This is a genomic window from Caproiciproducens lactatisolvens, from assembly GCF_052443335.1.
Classification (GTDB): Bacteria; Bacillota; Clostridia; order Oscillospirales; family Acutalibacteraceae; genus Caproiciproducens.
Map to the genome: position 1 here is coordinate 1,666,680 of NZ_CP195750.1, position 16,246 is coordinate 1,682,925.

14 protein-coding genes are annotated in these 16,246 nt (G+C 52.2%); 1 reads left to right on the plus strand and 13 read right to left on the minus strand.

The window, feature by feature from the left end; all coding sequences use genetic code 11:
• Positions 1-24: 24 nt before the first annotated feature.
• From uvrB to pyrE, 3 genes are read right to left on the minus strand one after another with little or no spacing between them, the layout of a single operon-like run.
• Complete coding sequence (gene uvrB, locus ACRQV7_RS08225) at positions 25-1,986, minus strand: excinuclease ABC subunit UvrB (RefSeq protein ID WP_444657777.1); 1,962 nt, start codon at positions 1,984-1,986, stop codon at positions 25-27.
• A gap of 3 nt (positions 1,987-1,989) precedes the next feature.
• A complete protein-coding gene (locus tag ACRQV7_RS08230; RefSeq protein ID WP_444657778.1) occupies positions 1,990-2,751 on the minus strand; it encodes a JAB domain-containing protein in 762 nt (253 codons plus the stop codon).
• 24 nt (positions 2,752-2,775) lie between these two features.
• On the minus strand, positions 2,776-3,357 hold the full coding sequence (pyrE, locus tag ACRQV7_RS08235) for an orotate phosphoribosyltransferase (RefSeq protein WP_444657779.1): 582 nt from the start codon (positions 3,355-3,357) through the stop codon (positions 2,776-2,778).
• Between the two features lie 149 nt (positions 3,358-3,506).
• On the opposite strand from pyrE, the gene ACRQV7_RS08240 reads away from it, so the two are divergent.
• A complete protein-coding gene (locus ACRQV7_RS08240; protein WP_444657780.1) occupies positions 3,507-4,466 on the plus strand; it encodes an RluA family pseudouridine synthase in 960 nt (319 codons plus the stop codon).
• Positions 4,467-4,583: 117 nt separating this feature from the next.
• On the opposite strand, the gene hisE is transcribed toward ACRQV7_RS08240, so the two are convergent.
• The 10 genes from hisE to ispG all read right to left on the minus strand — a co-directional run bounded on the left by hisE (position 4,584) and on the right by ispG (position 16,246).
• Positions 4,584-4,910 (minus strand): phosphoribosyl-ATP diphosphatase, encoded by a 327-nt coding sequence (gene hisE / locus ACRQV7_RS08245; protein ID WP_444657781.1) that lies wholly within the window; start codon positions 4,908-4,910, stop codon positions 4,584-4,586.
• Positions 4,903-5,259: a phosphoribosyl-AMP cyclohydrolase gene (gene hisI, locus ACRQV7_RS08250; protein WP_444657782.1), complete on the minus strand. Its 357-nt coding sequence runs from the start codon at positions 5,257-5,259 to the stop codon at positions 4,903-4,905. The genes hisE and hisI overlap by 8 nt, the downstream gene beginning before the upstream one ends.
• Positions 5,246-5,983 carry a 1-(5-phosphoribosyl)-5-[(5-phosphoribosylamino)methylideneamino]imidazole-4-carboxamide isomerase gene (gene hisA / locus ACRQV7_RS08255; RefSeq protein ID WP_444657783.1) on the minus strand — a complete coding sequence of 246 codons (738 nt, stop codon included), beginning with the start codon at positions 5,981-5,983 and terminating at the stop codon, positions 5,246-5,248. Before hisA ends, hisI begins: the two co-directional genes overlap by 14 nt.
• 21 nt (positions 5,984-6,004) lie before the next feature.
• Positions 6,005-6,580, minus strand: a complete 576-nt coding sequence (gene hisB, locus ACRQV7_RS08260; protein WP_444657784.1) for an imidazoleglycerol-phosphate dehydratase HisB — start codon at positions 6,578-6,580, stop codon at positions 6,005-6,007.
• Between the two features lie 17 nt (positions 6,581-6,597).
• On the minus strand, positions 6,598-7,650 hold the full coding sequence (hisC, locus tag ACRQV7_RS08265; RefSeq protein ID WP_444657785.1) for a histidinol-phosphate transaminase: 1,053 nt from the start codon (positions 7,648-7,650) through the stop codon (positions 6,598-6,600).
• A 1-nt stretch (position 7,651) separates the two neighbouring features.
• Positions 7,652-8,929 carry a histidinol dehydrogenase gene (hisD, locus tag ACRQV7_RS08270; protein WP_444657786.1) on the minus strand — a complete coding sequence of 426 codons (1,278 nt, stop codon included), beginning with the start codon at positions 8,927-8,929 and terminating at the stop codon, positions 7,652-7,654.
• Entirely contained in the window at positions 8,926-9,564 is a 639-nt protein-coding gene (gene hisG, locus ACRQV7_RS08275) for an ATP phosphoribosyltransferase (RefSeq protein WP_444657787.1), read from the minus strand. The genes hisD and hisG overlap by 4 nt, the downstream gene beginning before the upstream one ends.
• 12 nt (positions 9,565-9,576) lie before the next feature.
• The gene (gene hisZ, locus ACRQV7_RS08280; RefSeq protein ID WP_444657788.1) at positions 9,577-10,773 is read right to left on the minus strand and encodes an ATP phosphoribosyltransferase regulatory subunit; all 1,197 of its coding nucleotides are present in this window, start codon (positions 10,771-10,773) and stop codon (positions 9,577-9,579) included.
• Between the two features lie 71 nt (positions 10,774-10,844).
• The gene (locus ACRQV7_RS08285) at positions 10,845-15,140 is read right to left on the minus strand and encodes a PolC-type DNA polymerase III (protein ID WP_444657789.1); all 4,296 of its coding nucleotides are present in this window, start codon (positions 15,138-15,140) and stop codon (positions 10,845-10,847) included.
• Between the two features lie 62 nt (positions 15,141-15,202).
• Entirely contained in the window at positions 15,203-16,246 is a 1,044-nt protein-coding gene (gene ispG, locus ACRQV7_RS08290; protein WP_442868003.1) for a flavodoxin-dependent (E)-4-hydroxy-3-methylbut-2-enyl-diphosphate synthase, read from the minus strand.

The window sequence follows — 16,246 nt, forward strand, 5'->3', positions numbered from 1 at the left end:
ATTTCCTCCGTAGCGTTTCGCCGGCTATTTTTCACCGTTCAGTTGTTTGATTTTGTCACGCAGATAAGCGGCGTGCTCGAATTCGAGCAGCTTCGCAGCCGCCTTCATTTCCTTTGTGAGCTGTTCGATCATCTGTTTTCTCTCGATCGGGCTCAGACGCTTCTGCTTCTTTCCCTTCTCATCCTCTTTATGGGTGGAGATTTCCAGAATATCGGAAACCTTTTTCGTGATGGTTTTGGGAATAATCCCGTGTTCCCGGTTATACGCGGTCTGAATGGACCGGCGGCGTTCCGTTTCACGGATAGCGGACTCCATGGACGGAGTCACCGTATCGGCGTACATAATGACCTGTCCCTTTGCGTTGCGCGCGGCGCGGCCGATTGTCTGAATCAGCGAACGCTCGGAACGCAGGAAGCCCTCTTTGTCCGTATCCAGGATCGCTACCAGCGAAACCTCCGGAATATCCAGCCCTTCCCGCAGCAGGTTGATCCCGACCAGCACGTCAAACTCTCCCAGGCGCAGGTCACGGAGAATTTCCATCCGTTCCACGGTATCGATATCGTGATGCATATATCTGACGCGGATTCCCATTCCCTCCAGATAGGAGGTGAGGTCTTCCGCCATTTTTTTGGTCAGGGTGGTAATGAGGACGCGCTCTCCGTCGGCGGTTCTCATGTTGATTTCGGAAATCAGATCGTCAATCTGCCCATCCGTCGGTTTGACGATAATCTCGGGGTCGACCAGTCCGGTCGGTCGGATCACCTGTTCCACGACCTGAGCCGATTTTTCTTTTTCCAGATCGCCCGGCGTCGCACTGACGAAGACGGCCTGATTGACATGGCCGTAAAACTCGTCAAAATTCAGCGGACGGTTGTCAAACGCGGACGGAAGGCGGAAACCGAAATCGACCAGCGACTGTTTTCTGGCCCGGTCGCCCGCGTACATGGAGCGGACCTGCGGCAGCGTCACGTGGGACTCGTCCACAAACAGCAAGAAGTCTTTCGGAAAGTAATCCAGAAGGGTGAACGGCGAGCTGCCCGGCGCACGTCCGGACAGAACGCGCGAATAGTTTTCAATCCCTTTGCAGAATCCGATTTCGGCCAGCATTTCCATGTCGTACCGGGTACGTTCCTGAATTCTCTGCGCCTCAATCAGCTTGCCGTTGGCTTTGAAAAACGCGACCCGTTCTTCCATTTCCCGTTCAAGATCGCCGATGGCGCGCTGCATCTTTTCCCGCGGGACAATGTAATGGGACGCCGGATAAATAGCAACGTGCTTTAAGACAGCCTTGAGTTCCCCCGTCAGCGCGTTGATTTCACTGATCCGGTCAATTTCGTCGCCAAAGAATTCCACACGGATCACCGTATCGTTCGACTGAGCGGGAAAAATCTCCACCACGTCGCCGCGGACCCGAAATTTATTACGGATAAAATTGATGTCGTTCCGTTCATACTGAAGCTCAACGAGCTTGCGCAGTAAGTCGTCCCGGCTCTTCTCCATCCCCGGGCGCAGGGAAATTACCATGGTACGGTAATCGATCGGGTCGCCCAGGCTGTAAATGCAGGACACGCTGGCAACGATGATGACGTCCCGGCGCTCCGAAAGGGCCGAGGTAGCCGAATGGCGCAGCTTGTCTATCTCATCATTGATCGCGGAATCCTTTTCAATATAGGTGTCCGTCGTCGCAATATAGGCTTCCGGCTGATAATAATCATAATAGGATACAAAATACTCGACCGCGTTTTCCGGAAAGAACTCCCGGAACTCGGAACAAAGCTGAGCGGCAAGCGTTTTGTTGTGAGCCAGAACCAAAGTGGGACGGTTCATCTGCGCGATGACATTCGCCATGGTAAAGGTTTTTCCGGAACCGGTCACGCCAAGCAGCGTCTGCTCACGGTACCCGGTCCGCAATCCCTGAACAAGCTGCTGAACCGCCTTGGGCTGGTCTCCCTTCGGCTGATATTGTGAAACTAATTTAAAATCCATTTTTTACTCCGTATCAAATCCGACATCAAAAATCCCCGGCATGATTCCGCTTTTCGCGATTGAAAAATAATCGTTCCCGCTCACGATAATATGATCGATAAGCTTCACTTCCACAATGTTCAGCGCTTCATAGACCCACTGTGTGGAGCTTAAATCCTGTTTTGACGGCAGACAGTCTCCGCTCGGATGATTATGTGACAGAATCGCGTAAGCCGCGTTATATTCCACCGCAAGCCGGACAATCTTCTTGATATAAATATTGGCGGTGGCGACAGTGCCTTCATTGACCACACCGCAGTAAATCAGCCGGTTTTTGCTGTCGAGGAGCATCAGTACGATGACCTCGTCCGAACGGCCGATAAATTTGCGGGTCAAAAGCATGCCTGCTTCATTATAACTGAAAATCACATTTTTGTCTTTATCCAAATTTTCCTGGTAGCGGCGGCACAGCTGCGGAATGAGCTTTATCAGCATTGCCGCCGACTTCCCCACGCCCTCCACTTTCATCAGTTCTCCATAGGGCGCGTCGAATACCCCCGACAGCGACCCGAATTTCTGCAGGAGCGCATGGCCGATGGGATTGGTGTCCTTAAGGGGAATCGCGTAAAAAAGAAGCAGCTCCAGAACCGCGTGCGGCTCAAAAGCGTCAAGCCCATCCTTCAGAAATCTGTTTTTCACGCGGTCCCTGTGGCCGCCGTGCACGGGCTGGGCTTCGTTACTGATTTCCGGCGGCTGTTCCCTGCGCCGCTCCTTGTTTTGCTCCAACGCCGCCCGACCCCCAATCATCCATCAGATTTTTCTGCTGCCCGGTTTGACGGGCGCCGGAGCACCGGCCTTGCACAAAGGACATTCTTCCGGTTCCCAGGATTCCACTTCAACGGAAACGACCGCCTTAAAGGGAACGCCGAAATCGATTTTTCCGCCTGTCCGGTCAACAATGGAACCGACGCCGACCACTTCGCCGCCGGCTTCCTTTACCAGCTCGATCACCTCACGGACCGAGCCGCCGGTCGTCACCACGTCTTCCACCACAAGCACTCTGTCCCCGGGATTTACGGCGAAGCCGCGCCGCAAAGCCATTTTCCCGTCCTCGCCGCGCTCTGTGAAAAAGTTTTCGCAGTGAAGCGCGCGGCTGACTTCGTAAGCCATCTGGACCGCTCCCATCGCCGGTCCGACGACGATCTGAACATGATCATGACAATACTGTTCCGCAAGGGCCGCGCAAAGCTCCTCACTGTACCTTGTATTGCGAAAAATCCTGGCGCACTGGAGGTATTTGTTGCTGTGCCTGCCGGAGGTCAGTTTGAAATGCCCCTCCAGCAAAACCCCAGCCTCTTCCAAAATCTCCATGACCCTTTGCTGTGTTATCATAATTCGTTCTCCTTCTCGAATATTTCATTCTATTATATACTAAAAAATCTCTTTTGAAAAGTATTTCCGACTGTTGCCGCGGCCTGATCCGTGATATAATCTGGAAAGACGGAAGCACTGAAAATGTATCAAGTTAGGAGTCTTTCCATATGAAAGAAATAACCGTAGGCGCAAACGACGCCGGACAGAGGCTGGACAAGTTTCTCACCAAATCCTTCAGCAACCTCCCCCAGTCCATGATGTATAAAAGCATCCGTAAAAAAGATATCAAGCTGAACGGGAAGCGGTGCGAAATTTCCACCCGCCTGAACGAGGGCGACGTTCTCACCCTGTATTTAAAAGATGAATTTTTTCAGCAGGAGCAAAAGGAATACGACTTTCTGAAAGCGCCGAACAAGCTCACGGTGATTTATGAAGACGAAAATATCATGATTTTAGACAAAAAGCCGGGATTGATCGTACACCCGGACGAAAATTATCATTTTGATTCCCTGATTGCCCGCGTTCAGCATTATTTATATGAGAAAGGGGAATACCGCCCCGAAAACGAAAATTCGTTCGCCCCGGCCCTGATCAACCGGATTGACCGGAATACCGGCGGCATCGTAATGGCGGCGAAGAACGCGGAAACCCTCCGCATCATGAATGAAAAAGTAAAAAAGCGCGAAATGCAGAAGCTGTATCTCTGCATTGTCCATGGAAAAATGGATCCGAAAACAGCGGTGCTGGAAGGCTTTCTCCAAAAAAACGAAAGCCAGAACCGCGTCTATATTTCCCACAGGCCCACCGCGGACACCAAATCGATCAAAACGCGCTACCGGGTGCTTGAAGAACGCGGAAGCTTCAGCCTGCTGGAGGTGGAGCTTCTGACCGGACGCACCCACCAAATCCGCGCGCACCTTGCTTCCGTCGGCCACCCGCTCGCCGGGGATGGAAAATACGGCACGAACGCGATCAATAAGCAAACCGGATTTTCCTATCAGGCCCTTTATTCCTACAAGCTGAAATTCACCTTTGACACGGACGCGGGAATTTTGAATTATCTGAACGGTTCGGAATATGAGGCAAAGGATATCTGGTTCTTAAAAGATTTTTACAGCTGGGCGTGATCCCCTTATGGTAAGATACAAAACTCGCCGCGCGCCGGGAAAACGTTCCGCGGGGGCAAGCGCGGCCTGACCGGCTGCCTGTGCTGAAAAGAGCCGGCGCGTGCGCGCCGGCTCTTTTCAGCTGTTTTTATCTACCTGATGAAAGGTTTTCAGGTTCCCTGTTTTTTCACTGCGCCTTTCCAGCTCGGCCTGGATGTCTTCCAGGGAGATTCCTTCGTTGACCATTAACACAGTCAGATGATACAGCAGATCCGATAGTTCAAGGACGGTTTCGGCATTGTCTCCGTTTTTGGCGGCGATCATCACCTCGCTGCACTCTTCCCCGCATTTTTTCAGGATCTTATCAAGGCCCTTGTCAAACAGGTAACAGGTATAGGACCCTTCCGCACGGGTTTCTTTTCTGCTCTGTATGGTACTGTAAAGCTCCTGCCAAGTATCAAGCATCGTTATCCCTCCAGATTTCATTAAAAAAGCAGCTGTGTGCGCCCGTGTGACAGGCAGCGCCCATCTGTTTGACGACGACCAGAAGGGTGTCGTCATCACAGTCGCCGTGGACGCTCACAACCTTCTGCAAATGTCCGGAGGTCGCGCCTTTATTCCAAAGCTCCCGGCGGGAACGGCTGTAAAACCAAGTATATCCTGTCTCAAGCGTTTTTCTCATGGACTCCCGATTCATATAGGCCAGCATCAAAACTTCGTTTGTTCCGTATTCCTGAACGATCGCCGGAAGCAAATCGGATTTTTGAAAAAAGCGATCTATAAAGGGGTTATCCTTTCCATCAATACATTCCATTTGTTTTTTCCTCCCCGCAAAGCGCAATCGTTGCTTTCAAATCGAGCGCACCGGTGTACAGGGCTTTCCCACAGATTGCCCCATACAGCTTCAAATCCAGTAAATCCGCGATATCCGCAAGGCTGCTGATACCGCCGCTTGCAATAATATTACAGGACACCGCATGATTCAGCCGGTCCAGCATTTCCAGATTCGGACCGGTCAAAGTGCCGTCCCGGGAAATATCTGTAAAGATAATATACTTTATACCGTGCTGCTCCATTCTTTTGGCAAGCTCAAGATAATCCACCGTTGAGGTTTCCGTCCAGCCCTGCGCGGCAACCTTGCCGTTTAAAGCGTCGATTCCCACCGCAATGCGCTCGCCATAGCCCTGAACAGATTCCTTGACAAGATGGGGATCGTTCAGGGCCGAAGAACCTAAAATGACTCTCGACACGCCATTGGAAAGATAAAAATTGATCGTTTCCATGCTTCTGATTCCGCCGCCGATTTCTATTTTCAGCCCGGAATTCTGCAGTACCTTGAAAACGATTTCCGAATTTACGGGATGAGCCGCTTTTGCGCCGTTCAGATCGACAATATGCAGCCAGCTTGCTCCCGCAGACTCAAAAACCCTGGCGGTGGACACTGCATCCTGCGCCACTTTATGCGCCGTGCTGTAATCGCCCTTTACCAGACGTACGCATTCGCCGTCCTTAATATCGATTGCGGGCAAAATAACCATAGCCGTCTCCTATTGATGAAATTACAAAGATCCCTTTGTTGAAAGCACCCCCGAGGAAGTTCTTGTAGCCGCCAGCCGCATGGCGTGGGCAACGGCCTTGAACATTCCCTCGATCTCATGGTGCGCATTTTTGCCATATTCAATACGGGTGTGGAGCGTGATTCCGGCGTTGACCGCGAAGGCGCGCATAAAATCTTCCGTCAGGCAGGTATCGAATTCCCCCACCCGTTCCTGCTCGAACTCCGCCTGAAAAACAAGGTACGGCCTTCCGCTGATATCGACAGAGGCAAAGGCAAGCGCTTCGTCCATGGGCACAAAAAAGGTGCCGAAACGGGCGATCCCCGATTTGTCGCCAAGGGCCTCTGCAAAGGCTTTTCCCAAAACGATGCCGACATCCTCAACCGTGTGATGACCGTCGATCTCCAAATCGCCGACCGCCTCCATGGTGAGTCCAAAGCCTCCGTGTACGGCAAAGGCATTGAGCATATGGTCAAAAAAACCGATTCCGGTTGAAATGCTCACTTCGCCGCCGTCAAGTGAAAGCGAAACAGCAATATCCGTTTCCTTGGTTTTGCGTTTTTGTACCGACGTTCTCATTTTTCCGCCTCCCTTTGTTATTGAATCACTGTTTCAAAAACTTTGATAAACTCTTTGTTTTCTTCCATCGTACCTGCCGTCACCCGCAGAAAATCGCCCATAAAGCGGACGGCAATCCCTGATTTTAATAAGGCGAGATAAATTTCCTCCGCTTGGGCAATCTGAAGGAATACAAAATTTGTTGCGGTGGGATACACATGCATTTTTTCGCTGTTGTTCTTTTCTATGCGCATCATTTCCGAATAGAGCATATTCCGGGAAGCAACGATGTCGTTGATACCGGAACGGATTAGATCGGGTTCCTTTAAAATATGGGAACCGATTTTCTGAGTGAGGGAGTTCACGTTATAGGGCGATTTGACCGCTTTCAGCGCATTTGTCAGTGTCGGATTTGCTACGGCAAACCCGAGCCGGATGGCGGCCATGCCAAACGCTTTGGAGCAGGTTCTCAGAATCATGAGATTGTCGTATTGCTCCACCTCGTCCAGCAGGGACTGGTCCCAAAAGTCCATATAGGCTTCGTCAAGCACCACCAGAGCCTTTACCGATGTTATCAGCCGCCGGACTTCCCCTTTTCGCAGCCCAAGCGAAGTGGGATTGCAAGGATTGGAAAAAAGAATCAGCCTGACATCGTTTGCATTGGCCAATTCAATTACCTTATCCACGTCGATGGTCAGATCGGGATTTTTGGCGTAGACAATGCTTTTCGCTTCCACAATGGAGGCGTAAAAGCGATACATGGAAAAATCCGGGGACACCGTCAGCATCGCATCGCCCTTCATTAAAAAAGCGCCGCAGATAACGGATATCAGTTCATCGGAACCGTTTCCGGCCGTGACATGGGCGGGATTGACCTGATAAAACTTTGCAAAGCTTTCGCAAAGCTCCGACGCCAACGGATCCGGGTACCGGTTATAAGCGGTAAACGCTGCAGATTCCATGATTTTCAATGCAATCCGGTTTGGAATGGGAAGAAAGGACTCGTTGGCATCCAGACGAATCGGATAGTGGCCTGTAATCGGGTCATACGGGCGCAGATCCCTGATTTTTTCATTTAACTGGTAAGCCATTTCAGCGCCTCACTTTAATCGAATTCGCGTGAGCAGTCAGGCCCTCGGCCTCTGCGAGCTGAATAATATCCTTCTGCGCCGATTTCAGCGCGCCTTCCGTATAATAGATAAAGCTGGATTTCTTGATAAAACTGTCCACCGAAAGCGGGGAGAAAAAGCGCGCGGTCCCACTGGTGGGCAAAACATGGTTCGGTCCCGCGAAATAGTCGCCAAGCGGCTCCGGCGAATAGTTGCCGAGAAAAACGGAACCGGCGTTGTCGATTTTTCCGATATATTCCATCGGGTTTGCGGCGCAAACCTCAAGGTGCTCCGGCGCCAGCTCGTTGGCAAAGGAAACGGCTTCCTCCATGCTTTCGCATACCACCACCCCGCCAAAACGGTCCAGTGATTTGGAAATGATTTCCCTGCGCGACAGCTTTGGCAGCTGCCGGTCAATCTGGGCAACCGTCTGCTCCGCGATTTTCTCCGAAGTCGTCAGCAGAATAGCGGAGGCAAGCACGTCGTGTTCGGCCTGCGACATCAGGTCCGCCGCCAGAAATTCCGGATGCGCCGTTTCGTCCGCGATAATCAGGATTTCGCTCGGGCCGGCGATCATATCGATATCGACGGTGCCGTAAAGCTGCTTTTTGGCGGTGGCTACATAAATATTTCCCGGGCCGACAATTTTATCGACCTTGGGGATGGTTTCGGTCCCGAATGCAAGCGCCGCGACCGCCTGCGCCCCGCCGGCCAGAAAGACGCGGCCGACCCCGGCGGTCAGCGCCGCCGCCAGAATATCCGGATTGGGTTTTCCGTCCTTTCCTGGAGGGGTCACCATGATGATTTCTTTTACTCCGGCAATTTTGGCGGGAATCGCATTCATCAGGACGGAAGAAGGATAAGCCGCCGTTCCGCCCGGCACATAGATACCGACTTTTGACAGGCCGCGAATGCGCTGTCCCATCATTACTCCGCTCTCATCGGTTTGAAACCAGCTCTGCTGTTTCTGCCGGGAATGAAAGTCCCTGATGTTCTCCGCGGCCCTGGCGAGAGCGGACAAAAAATCCGGTTCACATCGGTTGATAAGATCCTTCATTTCCGCGGCGGAAATCTCTGGTTTTTCGGGCTGGCTGCCGTCAAATTTCAGGGTGTATTCGCGAACCGCGTCGTCGCCGTGACGGCGTACATTTTCAATAATTTCCGAAACCGCCGATTCCACCGCCCGGTCAGTTTCTTCATTCCTTTGTTTCAGCCGACTGATAAAATCGCGGCTACCGCCCTTTTTCACAAACTGTATCACGCTGTTCCCTCCTTTGCCCGGTCCATCTCTTCCACAAGGCTCTCTATTTCCGTTTTTCGGATTTTCAGGCTTACCGCGTTGACAATCAGCCTCGCGGAAATATCACAGATGCTTTCAATCACTTCGAGCCCGTTTTCTTTTAGGGTAGAACCCGTTTCAACAATGTCTACGATCGCGTCGGAAAGGCCCAAAAGCGGCGCCAGCTCGACGGACCCCTCAATTTTTATGATCCTGACGTCCATTCCTTTGCTTTCAAAATAATTTCTCGCGACATTCGGGTACTTCGTAGCAATGGTTTTCGAGGAATATCCGCTGAAAAAATCCCGGTTCTTCGGACCGGCAAGGGCAAATTTGCATCTGCCGAAGCCAAGGTCCAGCACTTCATAAAAGCCGCTTCCATGCTCCAGAATCGTATCTTTTCCCACGACTCCCAGGTCACAGGCGCCGTGCTCCACATAGGTGATGACATCGGCGGCTTTGGCAAGAACCACCTCAAACCGGTTCCCGCAAACCGGCAGAATCAGTTTGCGCCCTTTATTTCTTACGGCGGAACAGTCAAAGCCGATTTTCTCAAATAAGGCAACGGTATCATTTTCAAGCCTGCCCTTCGTAAGGGCGATTCTAAGTGGTTTCATTTTTTCCCAACCCTATGTCAGATTTATGGTCTCAATACGGTCTCCGATACAGTCCACGCGCCTGATTCCGCGCGTTTTCGCATATTCCAGCGCTTTCTCTTTTGTCTCAAAGATACTGTTTTCGCATTTCAGACCCTTTTCAATCAGTGTGGAAGCATAGTTCAGGGCCTCCATTTCAAAACCGGTCTCTCCGTGAACCAGAACGTCCGCCGGCATAACGGAATAGAGCGTACCGTGTTCCAGCATGATCTTGGAAATCGCGTCCACGTTGATCGCGAACCCGATAGCCGGCATCGGAAAGTCAAAGTAACCGAGAAGATTGTCGTATCTTCCGCCCAGAAGGACCGCGTCGCCGCAGTTTTCTACATAAGCGCTGAAAACGATATTGGTGTAATAATCGTTGCGCTGTACCAGACCCAAATCGACAATCATTTTATCGCCAAGGCCGCGGCGGCTCAAGGAGCGGTAAAGCTCGTGCAGATATTTTAGCATTCCTCCGGACTTTTCGTCGGAACAAAACGGCTCCGCATGCGCAAACACCTCTTCCCCGCCGAAAAGGCGCGGAAGCGTGCGCATCGCCGTTACCGGCCGGGATTGCTCCAAACCGTCAAGGATTCTGTTCAGCGACGCGTAATTTTTCGATTCAATGGCGCTGCGGATATCCTCGCGCAGGTCGTCGGAAATAGGCAGCTGCTCGGCCAATGCGCGGAAAAGTCCGGCGTGACCCAGTTCAAACCGAAAATCAGGGACACACTTTCCCAGCGCCTCGATTGCCGTCATGATCACTTCAAGGTCCGCGCGCATTCCGTCCGCGCCGAGAAGCTCAATCCCGGTCTGGGCCGTTTCGTCGCTGCGGCCCGTCAGGGCCGGATTGTTGCGGTAGATGGGCTGTGTGTAAAAAAGCCTGATCGGCTTCGGTAAGGCCTGCAGTCTGGTCGCGGCCAGACGCGCGATCGGCATGGTGGAATCCGGCCGCATAACAGTCAGTCTTCCGCGGCGGTCGGACATTTTATACATGACCTCCTGCCCGATTCCGGAAAAATTCGGGTCAAACACATCATAGAACTCCAAACCGGGAGTAACCACTTCATTGAAGCCCCTGGAAGAAAAGACATCCCTCAGGGTTTTCTCCACATCCCTGCGCACCAGGCATTCTTCAAAAAGAAGGTCTTTCGTCCCCTCCGGAGTGACTTTGTTATATTTTTTCATCCAATACACCTGTAGACTTTCAGTTGAATGCTTTAGTATGGTAATATAATAGCATAGTAAACCGTTCTTTGTCAACCAAATAATGTCATCTGGCTGCTTTGCGGCAATCCGGCAAGGGCACCGGCCTCCGCAAGCGTTTCAATAACGGATTTGGAAACCTTGGAGCGGGTCTGAAGATCGTCGACAGAAATATAAGGCCCCTTTTCCTTTGCGGCCGCCAGACTGTTTGCCGCGGCTTCCCCCACACCCGACAGAGAGGAAAACGGCAGCCTGATTTTTCCATTTTCGACCAGATATTTTTTCGCGTCGGATTGATAAAGGTCGACCGGAAGAACCTCGATTCCCCGGGCAAGCATTTCGTTGATGATCTGGAAAGTAGCATAGGCGGCCTCTTCCTTCGCGCTTGCTTCCTTGCCCTTCATGCTGATTTCATTCATGCGTCTCCGGACGGCTTCCCTGCCCTTCATGACAGTGGCGCCGTCAAAGTCCTCTCCGCGTACGGTAAAATAAGCGGCGTAGTACTCGACCGGCCTATGTACCTTGTACCACCCGAGACGCAGGGTTGAAATCATATATGCCGCCGCGTGCGCTTTCGGGAACATGTACTTGATCTTCATACAGGAATCAATATACCACTGCGGTACATTATGCTCCTTCATGGCCTGAATATGCTCTTCCGTCAAAAGCTTGGAGGCCTTGCCCTTACGGGTGATCTCCATAATTTTAAACGCCATTTTCGGCTCCAGCCCTTTGTGCAGCAGGTAAGTCATAATGCTGTCTCTGGTTCCGATTACCTCCGCGATGGTGCAGGTCTTGTTTTTAATCAGGTCCTGCGCGTTGCCGAGCCAGACATCCGTACCGTGTGAAAGACCGGAAACCTGCAAAAGATCGGAAAAGGTTTTGGGCTGGGAATCGATCAGCATTTGCCGTACAAAGCTGGTGCCGACTTCCGGCAGGGAAAACGTGCCGGTCTGGGAATCGATATCCTCCGGCTTGACGTGCAGCGCCTCTGTGGAGGTAAACAGCGACATGACCTCCGGGTCGCTCATGGAAACCTTCATAACCGGAATGCCGGTGTAATCTTCCAGATAACGGTAAATGGAAGGAACATCATGCCCGAGCTCGTCCAGCTTGCAGATGGTATCATGGATGGAATGGAAGTCGAAATGGGTGGTGATATTATCCGATTTCTGATCGTTCGCCGGATGCTGCACCGGGCAGAAATCATAAATCTCCATGCCCTTCGGCACGACGACCATGCCGCCCGGATGTTGGCCGGTCGTGCGCTTGATTCCCGTGCAGCCGATCGCCAGACGCTGTTCCTCCGCGCGGTGCATCACCATCCCCTTCTCCTCCGCGTATTTCTTCACGAAGCCGATTGCGGTTTTATCCGCTACGGTTGCGATGGTTCCGGCCTTAAAGACGTTGTCCTTGCCGAACAGCGTTTCTGTGTAGCGGTGTGCGCTGGTCTGGTACTCGCCGGAAAAGTTCAGGTCGATATCCGGCGTCTTGTCGCCGTCGAAGCCCAGGAAGGTCTCAAACGGAATCGTATGCCCGTCGCGGTTATACTCCGTGCCGCAGACAGGGCAATTTTTCGGCGGCAGGTCGAATCCGCTGCCATAGCTGCCGTCGGTGATGAATTCGCTGTGCTTGCAGTTGGGGCAGACATAATGCGGCTCCAGCGGGTTTACCTCGGAAATACCGGACATATTCGCCACAAACGAGGACCCGACGGAACCACGGGAGCCAACCAGATAACCGTGTGCTTCCGAGTCCGCGACCAGCTTCTGCGCGGTCATATAAAGGATGGAGAAGCCGTGCTTCGTGATGGAACCCAGCTCACGGTCGAGACGCTTTTTCACGATATCCGGCAGCGGGTCACCGTAGACCTCTTTCGCCCTTGTCCATGTGATACTGGTCAGCTGTTCCTCGGCACCCTCGATAAAGGGCGGATAGGTTCCCTCGGGAATCGGGCGGATTTCCTCCGTCATCTCCGCGATCAGGTTTGTATTTTTCACCACGACTTCATACGCTTTTTCCTTACCGAGATAAGCGAATTCCGCCAGCATTTCCGCGGTGGTGCGCATGTAGAGCGGAGCCTGCTCGTCGGTATCCTTGTATCCCTGACCGGCCATCAGGATTCTGCGGTAATCGCCGTCCTTCGGGTCCATAAAGTGAACGTCGCACGTCGCGACCACCGGCTTATGGAGATGCTCTCCGAGCTTTACGATCGTACGGTTGAATTCCCTCAGCTTTTCCTCGTCGGGGACAAGGCCCTCGCGGACCATAAAAAGATTGTTCCCAATCGGCTGAATTTCAAGATAATCGTAGAAACCCGCAATTTCACACAGAGTTTCCCACGGCTGCGCGTTGAAAACCGCTCTGTAAAGTTCTCCAGCTTCACATGCACTGCCGACAATCAGACCTTCCCTGTGTTTGATCAGTTCGCTTTTGGGGATACGCGGGTTTCTGTAAAAGTAGTCCAGATGGGACTTGGAAATCAGCTTGTACAGATTTTTCAGACCCGTTTTATTTTTGACCAGAATGATCTGATGGTAGGATTTCATTTTTTTAGGGTCTCCGCCGGCCAGAGAGGAGTTGATATCCATCACCGACTGCGCGCCGGTGTCTTCCTTCAGACGCGTTAACAGCGCCATAAAGATCTTGCCCAGTACCGTTGCGTCGTCGCTTGCGCGGTGATGGTTGAACGGGTCGAGCTTTAAGTATTTGGCGACCGTGTCCAGCTTGCAGTTCTTGATATCCTTCAGCATGGAGCGGCACATAGGAACGGTATCGATGTACGGGTAGGAAAAATCCATTCCGCTGCGCTGCGCCGCAATCCGGATAAACGAGGTGTCGAACTCGGCGTTGTGGGCGATCAGAACGGCGTCTTTGCCGCAGAAATCATAAAACGCCTGAATGGCTTCCTTTTCCAGCGGCGCGTCTTTTACCATGGAGTCCGTAATCCCGGTCAGCTCTGTTATTTTCGCCGGAATCGGGATTTGCGGATTGACGAAGGTATCGAAGCTTTCTATAATCTCGCCGTTTTTGATCCTGACCGCACCGATTTCGGTAATTTTGTCCTTGTTCGGGCTCAGGCCCGTAGTTTCGATATCGAATGAGATAAATTCGTCATCCAGCGTTTTAGAGGATTCCCCTTTGACAGCCTGTACAAGATCATTGACAAAATAGGCTTCCACCCCATAAATGACCTTGATATGGATATCTTTCTTTTTCAGGTCGTTCACCGCGTTCATAGCGTCCGGAAAAGCCTGAGCCACACCGTGGTCAGTAATGGCAATGGCGCTCTGCCCCCACTGAGCGGCACGCTTGATCAGGTCTCCGGCGGAATTCACGCCGTCCATGCTGGACATATTGGTATGTAAATGCAGTTCCACCCGCTTGACATCGGCTTTATCCGTCACTTTCAGCTGTTGGACCGTGCTGATGCTTTTGGCGCGCAGGACGATTTCATGGTCGTATTTATCGTATTCCACATCGCCGCGGGCGATGACCGACATGCCCTTCGACAGCGTGTCCAACGCCTTGCACTGGGAAACCATCTCAATAATTTTCAGCGTCATGGAACTGGTATAGTCCGTGATATTGATCGTGATGATTTTTCTCTGCTGATCCCTTGTAATCTTTTCTTCAATCTGAAAAATCTCGCCCCAAATCGTTACGCTCCCAATATCCGGAGTTACCTTATTAATCGGAACCGGCTTTGCTTTCGTCGCGTGCCCGTACAGTTCGCGGGCAGTTTCCGGTATCATGCAGGGGAGCAGTGTTTCGCCCGAGCGCACCTGAATTGTCCTGGGCGCTTTTACATGATTGAGATTTGTTTCGTAGGCTTCCACCTGCTCCACAACCGCTTCGCGTTTCAGCGTTTCCTGCCGCTTCTTTTTCTTTTCAATATAGACCGGATTCTCGCTGTCTACCGTCAGAAGTCCGTCGAATTCCACCGTCAGGCTGATGCCGAATTCCTCGTGAATCAGCCTGGAAATCAGGCGGTCAATATGACGCGAAACCAGCAAATCCCTTCCGCCGTGCGTCAGAGAGATGATCAGCTTTCCGTTTTCGACCCTTGCGGAGGAATCCGTCAGGGTCCCGTTGATACTGGCTTCCCGGCGCTTCAGTTCCATCACCAGACTGGGGTAATAGTCAACGCTGAAGGTCTCTGACGGGAAGGATGGAAAGATGCAGGCTTTGGCAAGGTTCAGTTCTTTACAGGCGGAAATTTGCTTTTCCACATCATAAAGCACGCGGCGCTCCACCAAAGATGGAAACGCCACGTCAGCAGTAATGATTCTGTTATTTGTATCGATTTGTAATGAAGAAATGCTTCCGTTGCACACGGGAGACGGCAATCGTGAAGCTTCTATGTATGCACCAAAAAATTCACCAAAAGTTTTCAATGGAATTCCGTCCTTTACATCTGATCTATCTCCTGCATTAAGCAGTCCAAAAGCTGATCCTCCGGAACCTTGCGGATAATCCGGCCCTTCTTGAACAGAAGGCCCACCCCGTCTCCTCCGGCAATGCCGATATCGGCCTCGCGGGCTTCTCCGGGGCCGTTCACCGCACAGCCCATAACGGCGACCTTCAGATTTTTTTTGCATCCCGCAAGGCGCTGTTCAGCCTCGTTCGCAAGGCGGATCAGGTCGATCCGCGTTCTGCCGCAGGTCGGGCAGGAAACGAATTGGATTCCCTCCGTGTTCAGATCAAGCGCCCGCAAAATATCAAAACCGGCGGCGACCTCCTTTACCGGGTCGGCCGTCAGGGAAACACGGATGGTATCCCCTATCCCGCGCTGCAGAAGAGAACCGATTCCGATCGCGGATTTGATCAGGCCCATCCGCTCGGTCCCGGCCTCCGTTACACCCAGATGCAGCGGATAGTCGCAGCTTTGCGCCGCCAGCTCATAGGCCTGGATCATTTTGTTCACATCGGAGGATTTAATCGATAGGACAATATCGTGAAAATCATATTTTTCCAGCAGCGAAGCGTGATACAGCGCGCTTTCCACAAGCGCCTGCGGCGTTGGACCGCCGTATTTTTCCAGGATTTCCTTTTCCAGCGAACCGGAATTCACTCCGATCCGGATGGGGATATTTTTTCGGCGGCATGCGTCCGCCACCGCCTTGACATGGTCGTCGGAGCCGATATTGCCGGGATTGATCCTGATTTTGTCAACTCCCGCCTCCACCGCTTCCAGCGCCAGGTGATAGTCAAAATGAATATCCGCGACGAGCGGAACCTGTACGGCGTTTTTGATCGCCGGAATCAGCGGAATGGCGTCCCTGCTCGGAATCGCGGCACGGATGATATCGCACCCGGCCTGCTCCAGTTCCACCGCCTGACGGACACTGCCGTCGATATCCGTGGAAGGAATGTTGAGCATGGATTGCACGGATATTTTGGAACCGCCGCCAATCGTCACCTTCCCGGCATGAACCGTCCTTGATTTTCGCAT